17 protein-coding genes and 1 pseudogene are annotated in these 24,110 nt (G+C 38.3%); 4 read left to right on the top strand and 14 right to left on the bottom strand.

Annotation, left to right across the window (positions count from 1 at the left end):
* Positions 1 to 32 precede the first annotated feature (32 nt).
* From CYK55_RS03015 to CYK55_RS03000, 4 genes are all read right to left on the bottom strand, one after another.
* Positions 33 to 4,904 (bottom strand): WxL domain-containing protein, encoded by a 4,872-nt coding sequence (locus CYK55_RS03015; protein WP_034690225.1) that lies wholly within the window; start codon positions 4,902 to 4,904, stop codon positions 33 to 35.
* 13 nt (positions 4,905 to 4,917) lie between these two features.
* Positions 4,918 to 6,000, bottom strand: coding sequence for a DUF916 and DUF3324 domain-containing protein (locus CYK55_RS03010; protein ID WP_126133923.1), 1,083 nt, complete (start codon positions 5,998 to 6,000; stop codon positions 4,918 to 4,920).
* 78 nt (positions 6,001 to 6,078) lie between these two features.
* Complete coding sequence (locus CYK55_RS03005; RefSeq protein WP_034690227.1) at positions 6,079 to 6,882, bottom strand: WxL domain-containing protein; 804 nt, start codon at positions 6,880 to 6,882, stop codon at positions 6,079 to 6,081.
* Positions 6,879 to 7,274, bottom strand: a complete 396-nt coding sequence (locus CYK55_RS03000) for a hypothetical protein (RefSeq protein ID WP_126133922.1) — start codon at positions 7,272 to 7,274, stop codon at positions 6,879 to 6,881. Before CYK55_RS03000 ends, CYK55_RS03005 begins: the two co-directional genes overlap by 4 nt.
* Positions 7,275 to 7,539: 265 nt before the next feature.
* Here CYK55_RS03000 and CYK55_RS02995 point away from each other — a divergent pair, with 265 nt between their 5' ends.
* Positions 7,540 to 9,057 (top strand): helix-turn-helix domain-containing protein, encoded by a 1,518-nt coding sequence (locus CYK55_RS02995; protein ID WP_126133921.1) that lies wholly within the window; start codon positions 7,540 to 7,542, stop codon positions 9,055 to 9,057.
* Positions 9,058 to 9,321: 264 nt separating this feature from the next.
* Here the strand turns inward: CYK55_RS02995 and CYK55_RS02990 are convergent, their stop codons facing one another.
* The 7 genes from CYK55_RS02990 to CYK55_RS02960 all read right to left on the bottom strand — a co-directional run bounded on the left by CYK55_RS02990 (position 9,322) and on the right by CYK55_RS02960 (position 18,298).
* A complete protein-coding gene (locus tag CYK55_RS02990) occupies positions 9,322 to 10,488 on the bottom strand; it encodes a hypothetical protein (protein ID WP_034690234.1) in 1,167 nt (388 codons plus the stop codon).
* 124 nt (positions 10,489 to 10,612) lie between these two features.
* Positions 10,613 to 11,758, bottom strand: a complete 1,146-nt coding sequence (locus tag CYK55_RS02985; protein WP_034690235.1) for a pectate lyase-like adhesive domain-containing protein — start codon at positions 11,756 to 11,758, stop codon at positions 10,613 to 10,615.
* Positions 11,759 to 11,987: 229 nt separating this feature from the next.
* On the bottom strand, positions 11,988 to 12,338 hold the full coding sequence (locus CYK55_RS02980; protein ID WP_034690236.1) for a hypothetical protein: 351 nt from the start codon (positions 12,336 to 12,338) through the stop codon (positions 11,988 to 11,990).
* A gap of 41 nt (positions 12,339 to 12,379) precedes the next feature.
* On the bottom strand, positions 12,380 to 12,961 hold the full coding sequence (locus CYK55_RS02975; protein ID WP_126133920.1) for a hypothetical protein: 582 nt from the start codon (positions 12,959 to 12,961) through the stop codon (positions 12,380 to 12,382).
* A gap of 25 nt (positions 12,962 to 12,986) precedes the next feature.
* Positions 12,987 to 13,505 carry a hypothetical protein gene (locus CYK55_RS02970; RefSeq protein WP_126133919.1) on the bottom strand — a complete coding sequence of 173 codons (519 nt, stop codon included), beginning with the start codon at positions 13,503 to 13,505 and terminating at the stop codon, positions 12,987 to 12,989.
* Between the two features lie 32 nt (positions 13,506 to 13,537).
* On the bottom strand, positions 13,538 to 16,555 hold the full coding sequence (locus CYK55_RS02965) for a BspA family leucine-rich repeat surface protein (protein ID WP_126133918.1): 3,018 nt from the start codon (positions 16,553 to 16,555) through the stop codon (positions 13,538 to 13,540).
* A gap of 267 nt (positions 16,556 to 16,822) precedes the next feature.
* A complete protein-coding gene (locus CYK55_RS02960; RefSeq protein ID WP_126133917.1) occupies positions 16,823 to 18,298 on the bottom strand; it encodes a helix-turn-helix domain-containing protein in 1,476 nt (491 codons plus the stop codon).
* A 1,089-nt stretch (positions 18,299 to 19,387) separates the two neighbouring features.
* On the opposite strand from CYK55_RS02960, the gene CYK55_RS02955 reads away from it, so the two are divergent.
* Both CYK55_RS02955 and CYK55_RS02950 read left to right on the top strand, forming a co-directional pair.
* On the top strand, positions 19,388 to 20,182 hold the full coding sequence (locus CYK55_RS02955) for a DUF6597 domain-containing transcriptional factor (RefSeq protein WP_126133916.1): 795 nt from the start codon (positions 19,388 to 19,390) through the stop codon (positions 20,180 to 20,182).
* Between the two features lie 97 nt (positions 20,183 to 20,279).
* Positions 20,280 to 20,537 (top strand): hypothetical protein, encoded by a 258-nt coding sequence (locus tag CYK55_RS02950; RefSeq protein ID WP_126133915.1) that lies wholly within the window; start codon positions 20,280 to 20,282, stop codon positions 20,535 to 20,537.
* Positions 20,538 to 20,565: 28 nt separating this feature from the next.
* On the opposite strand, the gene CYK55_RS02945 is transcribed toward CYK55_RS02950, so the two are convergent.
* From CYK55_RS02945 to CYK55_RS02935, 3 genes and pseudogenes are all read right to left on the bottom strand, one after another.
* On the bottom strand, positions 20,566 to 21,162 hold the full coding sequence (locus CYK55_RS02945; RefSeq protein WP_051536295.1) for a YitT family protein: 597 nt from the start codon (positions 21,160 to 21,162) through the stop codon (positions 20,566 to 20,568).
* 384 nt (positions 21,163 to 21,546) lie between these two features.
* A pseudogene (gene fghA, locus CYK55_RS02940) lies at positions 21,547 to 22,388 on the bottom strand (S-formylglutathione hydrolase).
* Entirely contained in the window at positions 22,369 to 23,508 is a 1,140-nt protein-coding gene (locus CYK55_RS02935; RefSeq protein ID WP_126133914.1) for an S-(hydroxymethyl)glutathione dehydrogenase/class III alcohol dehydrogenase, read from the bottom strand. Before CYK55_RS02935 ends, fghA begins: the two are co-directional and overlap by 20 nt.
* Positions 23,509 to 23,712: 204 nt before the next feature.
* Here CYK55_RS02935 and CYK55_RS02930 point away from each other — a divergent pair, with 204 nt between their 5' ends.
* Positions 23,713 to 24,069, top strand: a complete 357-nt coding sequence (locus CYK55_RS02930; protein WP_034690242.1) for a winged helix-turn-helix transcriptional regulator — start codon at positions 23,713 to 23,715, stop codon at positions 24,067 to 24,069.
* The last annotated feature ends 41 nt before the right edge of the window (positions 24,070 to 24,110 follow it).

The raw sequence follows: 24,110 nt of genomic DNA, 5'->3' as shown, positions 1-24,110 counted from the left end.
TTTCAATCACATTTATTCAATAACTGACTGGTTTATTCTATGCGATTTTTGGGAGTAGCATGGAACGAATAATTGATACGTGTCGTATAATCCGTTGCTTTTGCATTTGCTGTATTTGGCACGTACAGAAAGATACTATTCTCTTTAGTCGAATCATCTCCAAAATTATAAAACCATGTCTGTTTCTCTATGAATATATTTGCATCAATCAATTGGATACTATTATTAGGAATCAAGATTCCATTTGTCCGAATGATGCCTAGATTATCTTCATTGCCGGCTTCTCCGGTGCTTGAAATAGCTTGTCCATTTCGCCAACTAAGTTGGGCGCCTTTTAATTCACCTGTTTTTTGATTAGCAAATTGTTCTTCTTGTTTGATGAATAAGCTCCAGCCACTTATTTCTGATGCTGGACGTTCATCTGTAACCTGAACAAAATTTGGTCTAGTGGTTCCCTGATCCATACCACCCACTTGACTCGGTAATGCTTGATAGGTTTTTGTTTTAGCCGTAAGTGGTTGGGTTCCAAAGTCCCAATTAGATGCTTGATCGATTGTCAGCTCTCCATCGACCATGTCACCTACAATCAATGTGGTAGCAGGAGCAAACGTTGCATCCCGAAATGCTAATGGGGCTTTCGGATTGATGTTTCCTATGTGATTATTCGTCTCTGGTGGATTGATGACACCAGCTTCACTAGCAGAACCTTGGCGATCTCTTAAGAAGACTTGGATGATATCATCTACTGCTAAATTTAACTTCTCAACAGCAATCCTGATATCTCCCTTATCATCTATGGTAATGAGGGTAGGATCGATTGTTTCTCCATTATGAGTCGCCGTAACCTCTACCTCAGGATCGTCGGAATGACCTGAAATAACCCGTGCATTTGCCGGAACTAAATGATTGGAAAAAGTCGCAGGTGAAGGTGGTATGATAGGAAATACGGTGACATCTTCCACCTCGTATACATTATCAAAATCGTCTTCCATTTCACCTGCTAAAACCTCAATATCCGCTATGCGTACAAGATCACCTGGATGTAAATATTCGTCAAGTTCGATTTCAAAAACGCCACCTTGCGGCTCTTCATCATAAATACTCACACCTGGTTTTTCCTCTGTGTGACCATGTGTCAAGGTTTCATATGTCTGGATCACTTCCCCAGCTCTTTCGATTTCCACAGTTACCTTTACTTCGTCTTGCCACGCCGGGCGGCTGTCGTGGAGCCCAACTGGCATACGGATCAAGCCATGGATTTTTTTATCCGCATTCGTAGGTACCCTCAATTCATTTACGATTGCCCAACGTGCATTGTTTGAGCTTAGTCGAGAATACGAAGTTAATCCTGATGAACCAAATGCTTCAAAATCGAAACGTTCTGCTGGTTCCATGGAAGTGAGTGAAGAAAAGTTCGTGCCAGAAAAAGTATAATTCATATTATTCGAGTGAAGATACGGATCGGCATCTAAGTCTGTACCATCTTTCCAAACAGCAAAATCACTTGCAGTAGCAGTTAAAGTGGAGCTTGCAATATTACTAAAAATATTTCCGCCACCTACACGATTATTTCGATAGTCCATAAATAGTGGATTATCAAAATTCACAGTAGTCGAACGTCCACGAAAAATACCTGCATTTGCACTTGCCGTGCGGCCAGAGGCCTCAAAATAACCTAAATTACTCACTCTGATCTCACCATTTCCGCCGGCTGTATTTCCACCAGCAACTGTGGCATCACTCATGTCCAATGCGGGCCCATCATTCGCATAGATTCTTACTTCTGAACCAGGATCATTGACGGAAAAACCATTATTTGATCCAGCAGTATAATGGATGCCCTGGTTTCCACCACCGGTATTCCCATTATGAGCAATACCCGTCCCTTCATTGACTACTAGCAATCGCCCCGCATTACTTACAGTCACTTGATTGTTACTGCCCCACATTCGGATTGCCGGCGCCATTTGGGCCGCACCACCGGCGTTACCTTTTCGCTTGGTCACGGTCATATCGCCACCATTGATATTAAATTGATAGCCACCGTGCGTCGTTCCTGTATTATTTGGACCGGAGCGTAAAAATCTTAAAGTAGCATTCGCATTATTTGCTTCAAGTTGTCCAGAAGGACCGGAATCTAACTTTAATGTCGCCTTGCTATTCACATTGAACTGGCCATTGATTCCTTGCAAGACTAATGCCGAGGACGAGTTTGCCCAGAGTGTGATATTCGCTGAATCGGATGCTCCTACAATTGGTTCACGACCAATTTTTTCTGTTTCTTCTTCCCCTAACTTAACGGTCGATACACCATTTACAGTTGTGGCGATATAGTTACTTTTTGCATTGATACTTGTTTCTTTATTCTCTGCTAAGAGTTTGACATAATCACCATTCAATTGTATCGCTGTCGCTGCCTGTGTTTCCGCAGTTAACTTTCCACCTTGACTAAGTGATAAAAGAGCATTCGCACCGTCTAAGCGAATCCCTCTCTTCGTACCCGAACGAACCAATACATCCACGCTAGCTCCTCGAGTAATTTCCATGGTAGGAGCATTTCCCTTTAAATAGATACTATTATTCGTTATGACAGTGTCAGCAGAATTAGTACTTGGAACTGCGACAGATAGTTGTGATTGGTTGTCAACAACCATTTTTGCTTGATTTCCTTGAAGAGAGACATTAGCAATTGCCCCGCCTCCATTTTCTACACTCATATTACTTTGGTTATCTAGGGTAAATAAACTAGTTTCACCCGACAGAAGAATGGCTCCACCGGTACTGGTTGCTTTCGTTGTTAAGTCACTTCTATCTAAATGGATAGATGGCTCAGACCCAGATAGTTCCACTGCTCTTCCTGTCACTGTCTGTATGTCAGCCTTAGAATCTGCAAATGTCATACCCGCTTTCTTTCCTTGTAAATAAATGCCATTTCCTGTTCCACTGTTGACTGTCAGATTCAGTTGAGCATTTTCTGAAAGAGTCGCTTTTGCCTCTTCCCCATAAAGTCCAATCAAACTATTCGCACCTGCGGTAGATACTAACGCGCCTTGAACGTCTAGCGTTGCACCATTTTGGACACGTAACGTAGAATTTTTACCCAATGTTGTAGTGCCAAGTTGATTGATATCCTCAGTTCGATTCCCTGTATTTGTAATAGCAACAGCACTATTATCAACCGTTAACATTGCTTCTTGATTCAACAATCGAATACCTGCCCCGGTTGTCGCAGTCATCTTCAAATCACTGTCATTGACCGTCATTGTCGGCGTTGTACCAGTCATTGTCAACCGATTGCCTGTACTAGAGTTGATCGTTACATTACTTGCATCACTTATTTCAAATGTTGCATCGTTTCCAGACATGACTAGACTATTTCCTGTAGTCGATTGGATTACCGCTGTTGATTGAGCTATGTTGAATGCGCTATTTGCACCTGTAAGGTTGATGGCATGCGCTGTATTCGATTGACTTTGCCATTGACTACCTGATGCCATATCGATTGTTGGGTTTTCCCCTGTCATGATAATTGCCTGTCCACCTGTAGTTGTCGCATTTAACCTTCCATTTTCCAGCTCAATGCTTGATTGATTCCCTGTCATCGAGAGCGCATTCCTACTTGTAGCATCTGTCGAAGTAGACGCTGCACCATCCGCTTGGATTTGTAAGTTACCGTTATTTTTAACAGAAACTGACGCATTGCTCCCCATAAAATAGACGGAATTTTGCAAAGCAGTTGTTCCACTGTTCGTAATAACCAGTTCTGCTCCGTCTGTGACGGTCAGTTTAGCATTCGCACTCGTAAATACTAACGCAGAGTTTTGAGTATTCCCTAGCTTCACGACTGCTTGATTTTCTACGATAAATTCTTTTATCGTAAACAGCGCGCTTGGTAGATTAATCCTATTATCTATGGTTAACTCACCGCCAGTTATTCGTACCACTGCGCTTGAGATATCAGCTACTCTAAAATAATTGATCGATGAGCTGTCTCTTGCAACATCTTCCATTTGAAGGGTCCAATTTTCACCAGACGATTGACCGATAACAAAGGGATTGGTATCTGTTTTATTAAGAAAAGTATTTTCAATCCTTAATGTTTTGCTCTCAGTAGTCGTCAATAAACGCACTTGTCCGGTGCCAATATTCAAGGTATTCATTTGCCCATTGATTTTTAGTGAACGATCAATGTCCAAGTTTTCTGGACTGATAACTGAACCTATATCGATTGAACGTTCCAAATTGATGATAGAAACCTCTGGATTGGCGAGTGCACTTAAAAATTCTGCACGAGTCGAAACCGGTACCGTTGCTCCTTGAAAGACATTTTCTTCGTTCTGTTTCTCTAACGAGCGATTTCTTTCCTTTGGTTCGTTGTTTTCTGACTTTTCTCCTCCTGAAGAATGATTCGGCTCAGCCTTCGTGATTTCTACTTTAACAGTTGCCACTTCTCCTACAGTTACTGAATAGATTCCTGCTTCTGAAAACATCACTGGTACAGTAAATTCCTTTTTCGGAGTTTCTGATGATAGAAGCCACTGGTCGGTCGTTTCATCATAACTGCTACTCATCCCTGAGGTCAATTCCGCTTCAATGATCTTTGCAGTTGACGGAAATTTGATTGCTACGTTGTCCACTTCTTCTGTGCTTATAAAAGAAAGGGAAGTTACCGTCTGTTCAGTTCCTTTGATTACTGCTTGCTCAAAAGAAAAGGAGGGCGTCAACGATTGGGTATCCTTCACTTCAGATGATTCTGTTGATTGACTATTACTGTTTGGTGTATTTAAAAATTGGCCCCCTTGATCGATTGTCTCCGCAACAGCGAGGAAAGGTATACCCAAAGTATATAGTGCAAAGATTGAAATACTTATTTTCGTCATCATTTTACATACTTTTCGATGCATTGGTCCTCCTCCTCTAGTCATCTGTTTTATTCTCCGAAAGGGTATCCAAGTATTTTTCTTGCATCAGTTTTGCTTTTTTCTTATTTTTGTATGTCGTATAGGCGAGTAGACTAATAATGATCACGATTAGCACGATGGCTGCAATCAACCACCAGTTCGTATCAGTAACAGACACATCTGATTGGTTCAAGCGCCTTGCTTCATCTGCAGTCACATCAAAAGTTTCTTCCCAAGACCATTCATGCTCGCCAGAGCGAGCCGTCATATTCAACACATATGTCCCGCTTCTAAAACGTTCGCCATTGAGCGAGATTGGAAAATTAAAATTGGAGTTCGGTGCCATTTGCATCATTTCTTCTGATGCTTGATATAAAATCTTATCAGATCCTTCTCTACGTACTGAAGCATCCACACTTAGTTCATTCACAAAAGTAGGTAAGAAATTTTGGATTGTTGCACTAAAGGCATTTCTATAATTGATTTGATCCGCAAATACATCTAAAAGTGCCAATTCTGGAACAATCGTTTGTGTGCGATCATTGCTTGCTACGATACCAATCACATAAGAAAAAGAATTGATGATCTGCATTCCTTTATCCTCAGATTCCTCTTTCTCTTCTTGTACCACTTCGCTTAGTTGTAAGCCACCAGCTAATAACCCTTCCACCTTTTCCTGTGGCATGGTGAGGGTTGTCACGATTCGTTTTTCCTCTCCGGCTTCTAGCCGAATGGTTTCATCTTCGACATCCAGTAAATCTTTCATCTCTACTTTTAATGTAGGATCGGGTTGGTCAGCTTCTCCGCCATATTCAACCACACCATTGATATTTGTGTAGGCTGTATGAGCTGTGATCGAGAGATCGATCGGAATATTTCTAACATTTTTCACCACTAATGTGAGTTCTTCTGTTTTTCCGGGTTGCAATTCCACGTCAAAGTAGCCTTTGTCCTCTCCAAATTGACTTTCAGGTGTAATTGTGCGAACACTGAAATTTAGTTCACCATTGGCAAATACTTCTTGAGAAACACCAACAAACCCAATCATTACATAAACAATAACAAGGAAAGAGACTGTGAACTTGTTCAATAAAGACATAGTTAGCTCCTTTCTAAAAAACAACGATGCCGACTGCATCGTTGCTCTTTTTTATCATTCATCTCATGCATTAAATGATTAAACTTGATTAGCTGGTGTTGCTGTCAATGTCCAAACTAAATTCGTCGTATATTTTGAATTTGCATCTGTACGGGTTACACCTGGTACACTTAATTGTACGGAAGGATTAGCTACCCCACCATCTACTTCAGAGTCTTGCACTAGATTTGCTTTATTTCCCCACATTGCAGTACTTAGTCCATAGCCAATGTTACTTCCAGCAGTCATGATGACGTGACTATTTTCCGGAGTCAACGTAAAGCCTGGATTTACCGTTGGTAATTCACCACTTGTATTTTGAGCTGTCCCATTCGCAAAAGTGACTTGTGCCCCATTTAAGCTTCGTTCTCCATTCGTAAATTGTGCTTCTTGTTTCAATACCAAATTCCATCCCGTTAGATCTGCACGTAAGTCACGTACTTGTGCAAATTGCGCACGTGCAGCTTTTTTTGTCGTTTCATTGACCCACGGACTACTCATATCAGGATTAGGAAAGTCAGTTGATTCTTCATCGATATCAAACCACCAAGCGGCAGCTGGGTAAGATTGATCTAATGCTGAATTTTGACGTAACCCAAAATCATAATCCCCAACGTAAGCAATAGCAAAAGCCCCATCTTGAGTAGGAGGTACGATGACTTCTTCTGGTCCTGGGTTTGGATCAATTGTTTCACCGTTGTCCTCGTCCGCTTCACGATATTCAATTTGTCCATTCGTTTTTAGTGTGCCATCCTGTGCTGTGTCGTCTGCATGAACAACCATGCTTCCTGTTGCTAGACTTGCTAATAATACTGACATTGATACTAGTTTTAATGCTTTCATTTATTCGTTCTCCCTGTTGATTTATTTTTTGTATCACATTCACTTGATAGTGCAACTTGTCTACTTATTCTCTTGTCTCTTCGTATTAACCAAGTTCGAATGACCCATAAAAGAATCAGTAGACCCAGTAACCCATAGCTTGGTATCACTTGATTTAATTTTGGTAATTGTCCATTTACCTGTACATATTCGTCTCTATCTGAAGGTTGAGCCTGCTCTTCGGAAGGTGGTTGTGGTTTAGGATCCCCTTCATAATCGATTTCTCCGTAAAAGCCTACATTCTTATTCGATTCTATAGCTTGTCCTTCCGCTGCGAAAAGTGGAACGGATTGATGAAACATCCCAAAAAACAATAAAATGGTCCATAACAAATACCGAGACTTCTTTTTCACATTTATTTCATTCCTCCTATTCTAGATAACTGCTTTTATTTTCTTCTAAATAACATTTTTATGACTCAAATTTGTTTTTTAGAAGAGTACATTTTATACTTTAAACAACACACGTCATCCTTAGCAATTAGCGTTTTTCACCATACTCTGAAATTATTACTATTTACTAATTATACTTAATAGATATAATTTAATTAAAATTAGCTACACCTAAAATAAAGAATCAACTTCCCTAAACTAAACTGATCTATGAGAGGTGGGTACATTGAAAACATTCCAACTGAATTTCATCACCAATAAACCCCTGATACGATGGCTTCAGATCCTCAATGAATTTGAAAAGAATACTTGTTGCAACGCGAATGACTTAGCAATACTTACGGAGAGCACTTCTAGAACAATCGGTAAAGATATCTGTCAGATCCGAGATTATTTTGAGGATTCGATCACGATTGAATCTACCCATCAGGGGTATGTATTCAAACAACTAAAATTAGTCACTTACGAAGAGAAAAAAACTGCTTTACTTATAGACGAGCCACTTTTTTTAATCCTTGAGAAAATTTTTTTTGCTGAATTATATACCCTTGACGATTGGTCCGATCAATTACATCTCTCTAAAACGACACTCTTGAAATACCTCAAAAAGATCCAATCACAGTTAGTTTATTTTGATTTGGACATCACGTATGATCCCGTAAATATCATTGGACAAGAAGCGGACAAACGCCATTTTTTTTGTACGTTCTTTTATGAATCTGAAATTACTCCTCACACCGTCTTTCCTTCCATTTCCGCACAACAAACAGTGAATGAGATCGGTTCTCTATTTAAGAATGACTGCTACCGAAATACCTCATTTTTCTTATACACTTACTTACTTTATATCTCGGTTGAACGATTCATGCAGGGAAATACGGTTAAAGTAAATAACCAGTTACGTAATGCTTTAAATGATCGTATGCAACAAGTCCATTTTAAAAAAATAAATGACGTTATCGAAAAATTTTACGACATTCGTTTGCCTGACGATGAATTGATTTTCTTATTTTGCTGCATCATCTCACAAAGAAAAATGAGTGATATCACTGTTGAAAAACAATTTTGTTTCACTTACAATCAATGGCCAGAAAGCAAACTTCTTGCTGAAGAATTTCTTAATATCCTAGATAGTAGCTATGAAAATAAAACAATTACTTTGATTTTTTTAGAAGCTTTTTTTATTACGGCGAAGCTGAAAGAATACCTTTGTATATCTGCTAACCGGAATACGCAGGATATCAATCGATTTATTCAAAAAATGTTTCCCTATGAGTGTCACATGTACCAAAAATTTCTTGAAAGTAATAAGAACTATCACTCACTCTACTCTGATGAATTTTTAGTTGATTTCTCTTGTAGCCTCGTACTACATATTGAAACCATCAGAGAGCGATATTGGAAAAACAAAAAAAATATTGCCTTTATTTTCGAAGGCAATAATCATATCATTCAATTCATTGAAGCAACATCAAATAACTATTTAATGGACGATCACTGTGTATTCTATCCAAATGCTAGTGAAGTGAATAAGAAGTATCTTATTGAAAATAAAATAGATATTTTGATTACTAATTATCCTGAACATGTAGAAGAATTCCAATCGGAAGCAGAATGTATTCTCTTTCGATCAATTCCTTCTGCTTCCGATTGGAATCGTTTACTTGAAAAGATCAATCCAAAAATCACTAATCAATATTTCTTAGCCGACAAAACCAATTTTTCTTCATACTTGTATGAATGATCTATTCCAAACATATGCTTAACTTTTTCAAACGCCTCTTCTTTGAGTTTATTCTATTGATGGTTGATCTCAACGCATGATGATTCCTTAATCTCATTTATCATAATCATCCCTTGCTCAGATATTTACTTACATCCCCTTTCCTATCATTTTATTCTGTTAAAAAAACAATGGAATGGCTATTTTATAAGATATACGATCGTTCAGATAGAAAAAACTCCCCCAAATTGATACAACTTTTGAGGGAGAAAGATTATGATAATTTTAGTCATTCATCGATTCAGTCGGTGGGAAAGTATCTGGATATGCCTGACTTCCAGTTCCAGCAGTATATTCTCGATAGCCATTGAATCCTAAGAAATTCTGTGTAAAGCTATTGATGTTCGAAGAAATGATTTGATTTCCGTTGGCTCCACTTAATTGCGTTTGTAAATGAGCAGTCCAAGCATGAGTAGGTGATGGCCCAAAATTATTATTTGCCCAGAAAGCATTACGAACGGCATTGACTTGGATATTTGTTCCTAATGTGTGGATTAATGGGCTAGACAGAGCCCCAGAACCTGTTTGTCTTAAATGGAGTTGATAAGGATTATCAATCAATAAGTGGCCAGAACCAAGAACTTTTACTACTGGCTCAAGACCATTGTGATCTGCTTTAAAGGTTGAGAACTCTCCAACATACATTCGGCCATTTGTTGAAATTTGTACAGGAGACAAATAGTTTGAATTGACTGTTAAACTACCGTTATTAATCACATTCAATTGATTCGCCACGATGGCTTCATTCATGATTACTTGGGAGCCAGAGTCGATTTGGATTAAACCATCTGTTCGAATAAAGGGTTGTTGCCTCTGTCTCGTTTGTTCATTACCAACAACCACCGAATTCCCAGAAAAACTTACTGTTGAACCAGAGACACCTTGCACAAATGGTTGTCTAACTTGGTTTCCGTTGGTAATAATTGGTCGATTCGAGTTAGAGGTAAAATGAACATGTCCACCATACCCTACACGTAGGGAATGATTGTTATTCATATTGATAGTCGAATTATTGATAAAATTGATTGTCACCGTTCGATTGACTGTATTCAGATTTTTTAAACCGCTATTGAAACTTGACGTGACATTGATCACTGAAACATTGTTATTATTGATGGCACTTCTAAATCCGGACCACGAATTAACAGATGCAGTTTGGTGATTACTTCGACCATCTACAAAGAGTTCTACTTCCTCGTCATTTGTCATTGTTTCCCCGTACATCGATAACGTTTCTCCGTCTTTCAGATGAATACCAGGGACATCTCCGTCTTCTGTTAGGGATTGCGTTTCTGGTACGACTTCACTCGCTTCGACAGTTGTCACTGACAAAGGGGCAGTAAGGAACATACCACTTAATAATAAGGTGCTCATCAGAGTCATTCGTTTCATTTTCTTTCCTCCATTCATTTGATAGTTTAAGATTAACGAAGAACTCACATTGAATCAAAAGTGTTTTTTCGGGACTATACGAAATTTTTCAATTGATTCTTTCAAGATTCTTCACTAGCTTTTGCTACTCTGGAAATGTATCAGGAAATAATGGCATATCCACTCCAGCAGTGTATTCCCGATAGGAACCAAATCCTAAAAAATGTTTTTCAAAACTAACTAAATTAGAACGAAGAACTTGCGAACCATGTGGCCCACCAAGTCGTGCCTGTAATTGACTATTCCAAACATGGGTGGGATGAAAACTTAGATTATAATCCTCCCAAAAGGCATTTCTCACGGCATTGATTTCTATGAGTACAGCAGAAGTATCGATCAAAGGTGCGACAAGTCCACCGAAGCCAGTCTGTTTTAGATGTATACTGTATGGATTGTCAAAAAAAATCTCACCACCAGTCATTTGGATCACTGAGTGTCTCCCACCATGTATCACTTTTAACGAAGAAAATTCGCTCACTGTGATCGTCCCATTGATTCCCATTTTCAAAGGAGTGACTTCATGCGCATGTAATTCTAAATGACCATAGTTGATCACAAACAAGTCATTTGCTTCCACTGCTTCATGTATCCTTACTTTAGCGCCAGAGGAAACCTCGATCAATCCTTCTGTTCGAATAAAAGGCTGCTCTCTCACCTCGGTTGAGCCATCTCCAATGACAACTTCTCCTTTTAAACGAATGGCACTCCCATAAGAACTTTGGATAAACGGTTGCTGTAATTGATTTTTACTAATAAATATAGGAGACTTGGCGTTCGCTGTGATTTCTAAAGCCGAATGCTTTGCCAGTTTGAGCGCATGATCATTTTCTAAATCTATACAAGCGGCATTGATAAAATTGATGTTCAAGGGACGATCAACTGTATCCAAGGAATGAAAGGTCGTATTGAAGCTAGCCACAACGTTGATAACGCTAACATTTTGATTGTTGATTGCATTTCGAAATTGGTGCCACGTTCTTACCTCCGCTGTTGTACGGTTGTCCTTATTTACGACATAATATGCACCATCTTCACTGACAAAATGATGGACATGATCAGCTAATGACTCACCATCTTCCAGCAAAATTCCATTGACCGGTTCCTCCACTCCAATCGCAAGATTTGTTTGAAAATCTTGCATTGTCGCCCCACTCGTTGTTGAACATCCAAAGAGTAAGCCCATTATTCCTCCTAAAAAAAACACCAAATGGATCTGCATAATTTTTTTCATATCTAACATCCCTTCCTTTTTATAAAGCGATCATACCTGAAAACAAAATAGAATATCAAAAATATTTTTTCTGCAAAACAAGAATTTTTCTGTTGCTACAACTAGCAAATATTCTCATTCCGCACATACGTCCACTATGAAACAAACAAACCAACAGGCTCCTTTCAATTCCGGAGTCCTATTGGTTTGTTTCTTCTTTATTGTTTTACTTTTAATTACTACTCTTTTTTCAACGCTTGTTACCTGAGCGATAATTCTTTCTAGTTGAAATAACAAGCCACCCTGTCACAAGCAAGTAGCCCAGCCACAAGAAACGGTAACCACTCAAAGCATTTGTCTTTGGCAGATTCCCTTGTTTTAGTTGGGAAATATCTGCAACAAGGGTATGGGTTTTGTCCTCGTTTCCATGTGATCCATTGATCACTGCATCTTTTTCTTTTGTACTAGCACCTTCCCCGATTCGTCCAGTAACAGTTATTTGTCCCATTGTCGTATCTGCGACGACGACTTTAGTCCGCAAACCGTTCGAGATAACAAGGAGAAGACTCAGAATATAAAACAACTTCATTTTTTTTTTCATTTGATTTATCCCTTCTTTTCTGGGATTTCAGTGATTCTTTTTTATGCTACGTTAGGTGAGAAATTCAAAACTAATTTAAACGTGGGATTTAATTCCGCTGAAGCATTCACGGGTGTTGCTTTACCAGTGAATCTAAATTTCCCTTCATTCACTCCGGCATTTCCTTGAAGTCTGAAAAGTTCTGATGCCGTTATCGTTGGTTCGCCATCTTCAAACAAATCAATTGTCGTCACATTCGGTATCCCCACCGTATTTATGCTCAATAAATCTACTTCTTTCATATTCACTGGCGTCTCTACGTCAGAAACTGAAGCAATCACACCAACTGCAGAGTTGTTTGTAATCGTATGTTCGGGTGATGTGATTGTCGTATGATTTGAGGCTTTGGTTGTGTAAAACAAGGCGTTTGTCGGAATCGTCACATTGATCCATTGATCCAATTCCTCAGGATTTGGACCAGGTGTCGTATTATCAAACTCACCGATGATTCCCCGTACAGTCACGTCTCCTGACGTCTCGCCTTCACGTCCATCAATCACTTGCTCTGCACCTGCGATTGTCCCAGTTACCATGATCCCTACGATTGTTGCTGTACTCAAAAGTGCTGCTACTATTTTTTTCATCTAAATTCCCTCATTTTCTTTTATTTTAGTTTTTAACAATAATCATTATTTCCGCTTCAGTGACCCCTTGTTTTTCTTTTGTTTCAGGGTCATAAATATTAACGGTGGCTTTAGCGGGATACTCCCCTTTAGCTAGTTGTTTTTCCAATTTTACATTTTCTACGAATTGGTTCGGATAGATGGCACCAGAAGAATAAATCAGCTCGTCACTAGACATTAAAGAAATATCTACTGCGATCGGATAAACATTCGTCCCAGGATTGACGATCTCGATCGATCCTTCACTCTGTCCGTTCTCAAAGACGGCTTCTGGATTGATTTGTAATGTAAAATAATTAGCATCAGCTACTTCTTGCGCTCGATCCGCCAATTCCTGATCAGAGGCATCGCCGACCGCTGGTAAAAGATCCGCACTGACCAATGGAACGTGATCTTTTGGTTGATTAAAATAATAGGCGAGACCACCGGCAATCAACGAAAATAGCAAAAACCACAAGAGCCATTTACGCTTATTTTTATTTTGTGCTTGGTTCATTTCCTCCAATGGCTTCACCTCCTTGTTAACTATTTTTTTCTTTAAGTTCGTGGGACGAATCGCAACACGATTCGGTAATTAGGCACGAGCATGTGCTCGTAATAGCCTCCTTGCTCAATATCAGGGTTATCAACCCACCGTGGATAATCCCCATAAAATTCTCCCGATAAGGAAAGGGGTGTACGATCTCCTTGGGATAAACGAATCAGATGTTGCTCTGGCATCGTTGCGTATAACTGTTTTTTAGTCTCTTGCGTTTGGAGATTCAAGCGCAACAATGGCTTCGTAATATCCTCATAACTAGGATCTTCCACTGCACTTTCTGCATAATCCAGTGGATCTTCCCCTTCCTTCAAAAGAACGATTCCAGCAGAATCATCAATCGCAACTTGATTGATATACGTATCGACAGCTACCGAAGATTGGTTGTGGATCTCATAGGTTTGGCTCTCAAACTGACGTTTTGACTCTTCTTCGTCATACAATGATTCAAAAACCATTTTGACAGGGATCGTTACCCGCAAATGTTCAACTTTCGATGTCAGATCGATACCAATCGTCATTTGATACGCTTTATTGCCGACTTCAAGAATAGCGTAATAGCTTCCGTCTTCTTCGCTATCTAACGAAAGATCGGTCTCAACGATGCGAAAATCATTGGTCATGTCTTCTTCAGATAAGATATTTTTTGCTTGTGCACGACTTTCTTGAAGAATAAGCGCATGTAATTCTTCGACAGTAGCTAACTCATTGAGCTTAGAACGATCTAACGTAAAGTTATTGCTCCGATAATCAATCCCTTTGATAACTGTTTGCTCTTCAGCTACATCACCAGTTGTGTCTCCTGAAGGTTTGGACAGTTTGATTTCGACCGTTGACCCCGTTTCAAGCCGTTCATTTTCTGCCAAATTGATTTGGAACGAGCGAACCTTCTCCTGGGAATCCTGATAATCTCCCCAGAGGATGCGAGGAGAATCTTTTTCAAGAACCACTGTACTTCCTTCTGTATTTTTATAGGTAATCGTCAAATGGTCAACTGATTCTGTGGCATGACCGTGAATCGCTACAGATTGATCACTCACAGGGTCAAATTTGGCAATGAGTTGTTCAGGTGGAACTGGTTCCCAGATATACGTACCTGGATTGGAGCCGTCATAATTAGTCATAAAGTCGGTTGAATTCTCAAATGCTATAACCCCAGATCCACTAGTTAAACTTTCTTCTAAGACCCATCTACCCGTGTATAGGTTATCTTGTCGTCTATTTGGCAAATTGACTGAAGAATCAAAAATTGATTTTTCACCTAGGCTTATCCTCTTCAAATTATTTGTTCCAGTAAACATATTGTTCATATTAGTTACTTGGTAAGTATCCCATTTATTCATATCTAGTTCTGTTAAGGACCTAGCATTGAAAAACATAAAGCTTATATTCCTTACCTGGGATGTGTTCCAGTTGCTGACGTCTAATTCTTTAAGTTCACGTGCTTCTTGAAACATAGCACCCATGCTTGTTACTAGAGAAGTATCCCATTGGCTAACATCTAAAGCCTGTAATGAGCTTGCTTGATTGAACATAAAAACCATAGTTGTGACACGTGAAGTATTCCAATTGCTGACATCTACTTTTTTTAAAGAGTTTGCACGTGCAAACATAAGATCCATCATTGTTACATTTGAAACGTCCAAATTCCCAGCATTTTCTATCACTTCTAAATTTGTCAATCCGCTGAATAACCTAGATGATATCTCGGGTAAGACCACCGTGTCTTCAACTATAATTTCTTTTACAGAGGAATATACTTTCCATGGAGCATCTGCTACTGCGCCAGCTTCTCCACCATATAATGTGATTGTCTCCAAAATACCATCATAGATCCACGGAACAGTGCCCCACATGCCAAAGGTTTCCCATGTATACGTACCTGGAAAACGGCCATCATAATTTGTCATGAATTCACTCGAACTGGCATACCTGATCCCAAGATTTTCTGTACCTGGTTCCAACTTCCATCCACCAGTATAACCGTCTATTTGTTGAATCGCTGGAAGCTGAGTAGCAGCAGAAAAAAAGCTTTTTTCTCCGAGTGTCAATGATTTTAAATTAGTATTACTAAACATCTGACTCATATTCGTGACACTGGAAGTATCCCATGAACTAAGATTTAATTGTGTGAGAGATCGGGCTAAATGAAACATTCGGCTCATATTTGTAACCTTTGATGTATTCCATGTTCCTAAATCTAACGTAGTAAGACTATTGGCTTGAAAAAACATATCACTCATATCTGTGACATTTGATGTATCCCATCCTCTTAGATCTAAGGTGGTAAGGCTTTGAGCGTTCATAAACATTTGACTCATATTCGTAACACTTGATGTATCCCATGAGGTAAGGTCTAACGTAGTAAATGAAGCAGGTGTGGCAGCCAAATTTCCAAACATGAGTCGCATATTCGTCACATTTGACGTATCCCAATTACTAACATCTATTTCTCTTAACCGCCATGTAACTTGAAACATACTTTCCATATTCGTAACGTTAGAAACATCGAGTTTATCTGCATTCTCTATGGATTCTAAAAAAGTCAAACTCCTAAACATACCCGATGAGTCACTAGGTAAAATCACTTGATCTTCAAAAATTATTTTGCTGATTTGAAAATACGATCGCCATGGCGCCTCCCTTGCTGAGCCTGCTGTTCCTCCACCTAATACAATTGTTCCTACTCCATCTTCATAATAAGACCATGGAACGGTCCCCCATACACCTTGATCTGTAAGTACTTTACTCTCCGTACTTGATTTTGCCTCTGGGCTATCACTAATTTGTTGAACGGATATTGAATCGTTTGCTTCTTGATTCGACTCTTCGTGTAAGGAATTTAATTCAGAATCACCTGGCTTTTCTGGATATTCTGAAGTCACTGTTACTTCATGATTATCAGAAGAACTTGAATAATCATGTGCATAGGTTAGTTGAAACGGGAGATTGGGTAAAAGTAAAACCATGATCAACAATAACTTCCCAATGATTCGTCTAATTGTATTTCTTTTCATACCACTCCTCCTAGTATTTGACCTACTGTATTCTTCTTATCTGAAACTTAAGCGAACAAAGTTTAGATATTCTTTTTGTCAACTGTCATTTTTTTCTTGGCTCGAAGCTAAATCTTTTTTTCAAAAATACTGTAAGTCAACTTGCATGTTTATTACTTCACTAAGACTACATTGATTTTTTAATAAAATAAAATCATCTATTTCATAAACGACTGAAATAGATGAAAAAAAACAGTCGCTATTTTTATTAGCAACTGTAGAAAAACATTAATTATAGGTTTTACGATAAGGGTTTATTTTTCTTTCCAATCGTTGCCAATCATGTTCATCTGGGACAGCTTTTAACAAAAGAAAATCGCTTTCAATAATGTAATCTAAAAGATAGCGATTATAATTTGTCACAATTAAATCAATATGTGCGGCGTTCAATACTTCTTCTGCTAGATAATAAAGCGGTAAAAAAACTAATGTATGTTTACTCCCAAATTGTTGACGTACACGAGTTATAATTTGTTGACAGACAAAATGATCCCCTTCCAGAAGAAAGTAAATTGTTTTATTTGGTAAATAAAAATCGAAAATCAAATTACTATAAATCGTTAAACTCACACTTATATCTTCCATGTATTTTGAAGAAATAGAGTAGTTTTTCCTTTCTTTTTTTAAAAAACCTAAATTCCGCTGATAATTCTCATTATCTGAGCGTATGACTGCTTTTTTTATTTCTATCGCCTCTTTATTTAAGACAGGTGATAACAAATCATTTATTTTTCTAGAGAGAAAAAACGAACGTAAGAATGTTGTGATTTTTTGATCAATATTTTGGGGGAAATCAAATTCCTTTAGATATCGATTCGTGAGTTGAGAAATTTCTGTGCCTTCATGAAAATCTTTATAAAACTTCTTCTCTGATTCTTCATGATCTAGGGTACGTTTACAGATAGTGACTAAATAAATCCAAGCGAATTCTTCTTTTGATAATTCGACCCTATAAAGTTTCTTGATATCATCTTTCAAAGAATGAAGGAGAGAGAAATTCTTTGCTTTGTATGCTAATTTCGCCAATTTTCTAGGAATCTCTATAGAAAAACCAAGCCCTGCACGTTTGATTGCAATATAAAAAGTATAATAAAAGGCTGCCGGCGTAGTTCCAGATCCAACCTCATCTTGGCCCAATTTATTGCTTAGTTTTTTTAAAACCAATTCATGTAATTCAATATCAGGAACAAGCGTATAGGGCGTTTCTACCCCTTCATAATAAAAATCCTTGAAGAATTTTCGTAAATTAGCTTCCCTCCCTTCAATCGACAACGGGTTAGATGCCCACTGCAATCCATAGCTCTTCAATACTGTGGTTGTTCGATTCAATAGCCGGCGAAAGGTACTCTCTGAAAAATGATAGTGATGGGCAAGTTCATCGATTGTTGATAATTCTCCTAAAAAAATATTCCCGATGATTTCAAATAGACACTCATTCTCAAGTAATTTCTGCTTTTTTTCTTGATACATCGAAGCTTTTTTTTCTTCAAAAAAGATTCCACTATTTCCTGAATCTAAACTGATACAATCATCAAAATAGTCTTTGATGTACTTGATATCATTGGCAATCGTTCGTTCTGTCACTTGCAGTTTTTCGGCCAATTCTCCAATCGTAAACAATCGTCTTCGTTCAATCATACTCAATATTCGAAACAAACGACTCGTCGTTCGATTACTGATAAATGCCAATTGTAAGTCTTTCAATTTTCCACCTCATTTTTTAAATGAACACTTTTCTTTATACTTACATATAAATAACACAACCAATCGGAATGATAAACTATATTGTTTCTCCTTGAAAGAAAAAACGAACGTAAAAGTGACAGATTTTAACGTTCTATTTTGCTTCTTAACCTTATCCTTATGGTAGTTATGATTTATTCAATAGTTACACAACGCTTTCTAAATGATCATTTGTACCCATTTTTATATTTTTTTCAGGATTCCAAATGAATCCTACTGTTATAAACAGCATTACCAACAAAGTCATTCTTTAAATAAAAAGGACTATTTTTGCTAACTGACCAATCTTATTAGTTATTAACCATGTATGATCCAAAAAAGCTGATACACCTTACATAGAACCAACTTATTTATAACAATTTGTTCATGTATTCTTGCTTATTATCCATAAACTCAAGTTCTTGATCTCCCTTAAAATCCATTTGCTATTATCGTCTTTTGTCTTCCTTGCTCTAGTATCCTACAAAACAAATCCAATAAATAAAAAAACATGTCTTTCTCCTTCGTCAGATAATACGTAGAAGAAAGACATGTTGAATATTTTGTTCATATCCAATTAAATAATTTATTGGGATCAACGTGGAGAGTTTTCTCTTTCACCAATACTGTTAACATTAAAAACGACTATTTTATTCACTTTAACAATCACTTACCTATGGAATAGAAGATGAGAAATCAGAACGGTAAATGCGTAACCTTATAACCAGTCAGAATAGTCAAAAACCTAGGAGAAGAACCAGCGATCACTGTGGTATCTATCCTAGGTTTTTACTATCTAGCTTGAGCATACATATTTTTTCCCTTAGCCAATCCACTCATTTATCCCTCTACCAATTAACAGATCTGTGCTTATCTCTTTGATTTTTTCACACCGGCATCCTATTTAGCGACAAATAGCAATCCAACGCCTTTTTTCATTTCGCCTAGATACGCTGACACTATCACCGACAATCCCAATTGCGTACTTACTTTAGTGATATAGACAGATACATCTCATCAACATGCTATAATTGATAAAAAGGAATAGAATCATAAACAAGTAGGTGATCTATGTATTCTCCAATTCAAGTACCCTATATCGTCAACCCGATCTATCAGAAATATTTCAAGTATCCAGCAATTGTCATTCCCTCATTACAAGACTTTGTGATTTGTCTATGGGAACACCAATCCTTGACTCAGGATTCCTACGAAGTGAATGATTTGATCATTCCAGATGGGTGTATCGATCTTTTCATTGATTTCAAAAAACAATCGATCGAATTTTCAGGTATCAGTAAAACAGAATATGATTTTTATAGCCATACGTCTGAATCTTACTTAGCGGCTACACTGAAACCTGGCGCTTTTGGACAACTTACTGGACGACCGACGACTGAGGTAATGGATTCTTTTCTATCCATTAGTGAGTTTAAGATACCTTTCAACCTCAACTATTTCTTCTACCTATCCTATTCTCAACAAAAAGAATATTTTATTGATTACCTCCATCAATTGATTGAAGGACATACACCAAACCAGTTTATCAAATTGATTGATCGATTTAGCCAAATCCCTGCTTCTACAATTCAAGATTTGTGTCAGGATTTAGTTGTAGGCACACGGCAATGCCAACAGTTATTTAAGAAGTATTATGGCATTTCACCGCAACTGATGTTGCTTACATTGCGTTTTCAGTACTGCTTGAAAATACTAACCGATCCTCACGCTAGTGAAAAAAAGTTAATTGCGTTGCATTACTACGATCAGTCTCACTTGATCAAAGATTTCAAAAAACATATCGGCTTCACACCACTCGAATTTGTCCAGCTTTGTAAAGAGTTCAAAGCACAACCTTTGGATTAGATGATACGTCGTGAGCAAAGTGAGATGTCGTGTATTTACAATACAGTCTAAAATTCTCATGCTATAGTTGCTCGATCAAGTTCAGGGAGATGAAATCATGAATAAAATCAAGTGGAAAGGCTTTTTACTTACAACTTCTGATTCAGAAATCGAAGTGATCCACGATACATTGACCTATGCCTGGGGACAAAAAGTGTTTCGTTTTTACGACTACGATAAACATATCGTCGAAGTTTCAGAAAGCATTCAAGGTGTCTTCAATCGTCTATATGCGCAAGGGTTGAGCCTTCCAGAAATCGCTGAACGCTTCGGTGACCCACTAGAAATTGTCAAAAAGCGTTACAGCATCTCCTAAGCTCCAAGAATAACTAAATTATCTACCTCTAAGAAGTTTGTCTGTTCTCAATAGATTGATAGGATATCTTAGAGAATAGATTCATCGTTAGAAAAACTAGAATATTCGAAGTTAAGGCAAGTAAAAATTGATCAAAACCAAAAATACTCCAATTTAGCAGTATGACTATACCATCTATGAAAAACAAGCCTGTAGAGAGTTTTATATTGAAATATTTTTTTAAAATTATCGGTGGAATGGACGTTCCTCCACTAGAAGAATTTTGTGAATAAACAATGGACATACCTACAGAAAAAATTAAACTCCCCAAAACGATGGATAAAATTTTATTTTCAGTAAACATTATTTTAGGTACATAGGTTAACAATAACGGTAGAACTAAACTACCATATAAAACTTTCATAAATACTTGTTTACCTAAATAAATGATTGCTAATAGCAACATAACTGAATTTAATGCCAGCACGATGAGTGAACGATCTACTTGAACAAGGTATTCAAGTAATATTCCTAGACCACTCGTTCCTCCAGCAGCAATATAATGTGGGCCAAAAAACATATTGATACTAATTGATAGTATCAATAGCCCCAAAGTAATCGTTAAATATTTGAATAGATTTTTCATATGCGCCTCCTAATATTTTTTAATGCAAGAACACAAAAAGGGATTAGATAAGAATATTCTTATCTAATCCCTTTGGATCCTCCGAAACTTTAATTATGATAACACAACTATTCTAAAAAGTAAACCTATTAATTTTATTTTTTAATTTTGACTCACAGAATTACACCCATATAAACAATTGAAACTAGTATCCGGCAGAACTCCTTTTACTAATTGGCTTTTGTAGCTCTGTACACGATCTTGTCAAACTAAATAGGTATCTCTCAAAAAACATTTTCAGATTTCACTGCTTATTGCTTATAGTTGCATCTTTCTGACTTCTTCTGATTTTTCAGTTAGTTGCTTGTTCATCTGACTCATATTCCATCTCTTACAATGGTCTTTTCACTGTTTTAGATAGGTTGCATGAAAAGCAATATGTTGTTCTATAAATGTAGCAATGGTGAAGTAGCTATGATCATAGCCTTCTTCTTTTTGATAGAATACTTCGTGTTTTGCTGATTCTGCTGCTGTTAAAAAAGCTTCTTCATTGAGCTGGACTTCATAGAATGGATCAGCCGTTCCTTGTGTGATCAGGATAGGCGGTTGATTAGTTGTTTCTTTTTTGATCAACTCAGTGGCATCCCATTCACTCCAGGTCGCTTGGTCAGCACCTAGATAAGCGGTGAATGCTTTTTGTCCCCATGGTACGTTTGAGGGATTCGAAATCGGTGCAAAAGCAGAGATCGAAGCAAAGTGTGCTGGATTTTTCAGACCGATCACTAACGAACCATGCCCACCCATGGAATGACCCATGATACTTTCTTTTCCAGAAAGATTTGGGATCAAGGAGTAGATGATCTCAGTCAGCTCTTTCGTGAGATAGTCGTACATTTGGAAGTCTTTCTTCCAAGGTTCTTGTGTTGCATTCAAGTAAAAGCCAGCCCCTTGACCGAGATCCCAATCTTCACTGTCAGCAACATCCCCCGAGGCGATGTGTCCGGCATGACGAAGGCGATTTGCTGTTCTGCTGCATAGCGTTGGAATCCACCTTTGATACTGAAGTTATCATCTGTACTTGTTAAACCAGCTAACCACCAAATGAGTGGGATTTCTTGATTTTCAACGGTGGTTTCTGGTAAATATACGCTGAATGTCATCTCACAATGTAGCATTTCTGACAGGTGACGGTATTTGATTTGTTGCCCGCCAAACGACCGATGTGTTTCAATTTTCTGTAGTTCCATCAGTATCACCTCCATAAGTGAGCATGGTACGAATTGATTCTCCACGATTCAACAGCTCAAGTGATTCATTGATTTGTGTAAAATCTAAACGATGGGTGATGAATGAATCTAAATCAATTCCACCGTTCAAGTAATCTTCCACCATACCTGGCAATTGGCTTCGCCCTTTGACACCGCCAAAAGCAGAACCACGCCAGACACGACCAGTCACTAGTTGGAACGGACGCGTGTGGATTTCTTTTCCAGCTCCGGCTACACCGATAATGATGCTTTCGCCCCAGCCTTTGTGACATGCTTCAAGCGCGGAACGCATCACTTCCACATTGCCAATACACTCAAAACTATAATCTACGCCACCTTGGGTCATTTCTACGATGACTTCTTGGATCGGACGATCGTGTGTTTTAGGATCAACAAAATCCGTTGCGCCCATTTTTTTAGCTAACGGCCATTTTTCAGGGTTCATATCGATTGCAATGATTCGTTTAGCATTGGCTTTTTTCAAGCCTTGGATTACTGCTAAACCAATCGCTCCTAGCCCAAAGACAGCTGTGACAGCACCTTCTTCAACTTTTGCAGTGTTTTCCACGGCGCCTAATCCTGTTGTTACACCACACCCTAATAGTGGAACGGTATCTAGAGGAGCATCCTCTGTGATTTTCACCAAATTAATTTCATTGACGACAGTATACTCACTAAATGTACTCGTACCCATATAGTGATAAATCGGTTCGCCTTTGTAAGAAAAACGTGTCGTACCATCTGGCATTAGACCTTTTCCTTGCGTTTCACGGACAGCAGAGCATAGATTGGTTTTTCCTGACAAGCAAAACTCACACTTCCCACATTCTGGGGTATACAAAGGAATCACATGGTCCCCCACTTCAACAGATGACACATCATCACCAACTTTAACAACGATACCGGCGCCTTCATGACCTAAGACCGCAGGAAAAACTCCTTCTGGATCTTCCCCTGATAAGGTAAACGCATCTGTATGACAGACAGAAGTGTACAAAATTTTCACCATGACTTCCGTCGGTTTCGGATCAGCAACATCGATTTCAACGATTTCTAACGGTTTTCCGGGTTCAAATGCTACGGCAGCTCTACTTTTCATTTTTCTTCCTTCTTTCTTATTCCGCTCGTCTGGTTCTTAGTTAGCGAGCGAATCCGCAATCTTTCCACTTCATCGTATCATAGGCTGTGCTGAGAAACAAAACTGACAAACTTGTCAGTATCCTCAATTTCTTTACTTCCATTGGTGAGATTTGTATAATAGCAACTATTGCTGTCGAATAAATAAAACAAAGTGAGGTCCTTTATGTATCAATACCATGAAAAAAAGTTTACCAATACGAAAGACTTAGCCATGCATGTTCTGAGTGGAAAATACAAGATCGTCTTGATTTGGTGCTTTTTACAACAACCAATTTTGCGCCTAAGTGAGATCGAAAAAATGTTACCAGATATCAACCAACGGATGTTGATTCGGCAATTAAGAGAATTAGAAAGCGATCATTTACTCACACGTAAAATCTATCCCGTAGTCCCGCCAAAAGTAGAGTATCAATTGACCGAGATCGGGCGTGAACTCTCAACGATCGTCCAACATATATGCGATTGGGGCGACCATTATTATGAAGTTGTGGCGAGTCTTACAATTGACGATGTCGATTGAGCTGAGAAACAAAAAAGGAATTCTCTCCAACGCTATAGTAT

It is taken from the genome of Enterococcus mundtii, from assembly GCF_003957375.1.
Classification (GTDB): domain Bacteria; phylum Bacillota; class Bacilli; order Lactobacillales; family Enterococcaceae; genus Enterococcus_B; species Enterococcus_B spodopteracolus.
Note: the sequence above shows the minus strand (reverse complement) of the source record. Positions and strands in the feature narration are given on the sequence as shown.

Excerpts from the sequence above, each read along its gene's own strand:
- CYK55_RS03015 (WP_034690225.1), bottom strand. The coding sequence starts at position 4,904 with ATGCATCGAAAAGTATGTAAAATGATGACGAAAATAAGTATTTCAATC.
- CYK55_RS03010 (WP_126133923.1), bottom strand. The coding sequence starts at position 6,000 with ATGTCTTTATTGAACAAGTTCACAGTCTCTTTCCTTGTTATTGTTTAT.
- CYK55_RS03005 (WP_034690227.1), bottom strand. The coding sequence starts at position 6,882 with ATGAAAGCATTAAAACTAGTATCAATGTCAGTATTATTAGCAAGTCTA.
- CYK55_RS02990 (WP_034690234.1), bottom strand. The coding sequence starts at position 10,488 with ATGAAACGAATGACTCTGATGAGCACCTTATTATTAAGTGGTATGTTC.
- CYK55_RS02985 (WP_034690235.1), bottom strand. The coding sequence starts at position 11,758 with ATGAAAAAAATTATGCAGATCCATTTGGTGTTTTTTTTAGGAGGAATA.
- CYK55_RS02980 (WP_034690236.1), bottom strand. The coding sequence starts at position 12,338 with ATGAAAAAAAAAATGAAGTTGTTTTATATTCTGAGTCTTCTCCTTGTT.
- CYK55_RS02975 (WP_126133920.1), bottom strand. The coding sequence starts at position 12,961 with ATGAAAAAAATAGTAGCAGCACTTTTGAGTACAGCAACAATCGTAGGG.
- CYK55_RS02965 (WP_126133918.1), bottom strand. The coding sequence starts at position 16,555 with ATGAAAAGAAATACAATTAGACGAATCATTGGGAAGTTATTGTTGATC.
- CYK55_RS02955 (WP_126133916.1), top strand. The coding sequence starts at position 19,388 with ATGTATTCTCCAATTCAAGTACCCTATATCGTCAACCCGATCTATCAG.
- CYK55_RS02950 (WP_126133915.1), top strand. The coding sequence starts at position 20,280 with ATGAATAAAATCAAGTGGAAAGGCTTTTTACTTACAACTTCTGATTCA.
- CYK55_RS02945 (WP_051536295.1), bottom strand. The coding sequence starts at position 21,162 with ATGAAAAATCTATTCAAATATTTAACGATTACTTTGGGGCTATTGATA.
- CYK55_RS02935 (WP_126133914.1), bottom strand. The coding sequence starts at position 23,508 with ATGAAAAGTAGAGCTGCCGTAGCATTTGAACCCGGAAAACCGTTAGAA.
- CYK55_RS02930 (WP_034690242.1), top strand. The coding sequence starts at position 23,713 with ATGTATCAATACCATGAAAAAAAGTTTACCAATACGAAAGACTTAGCC.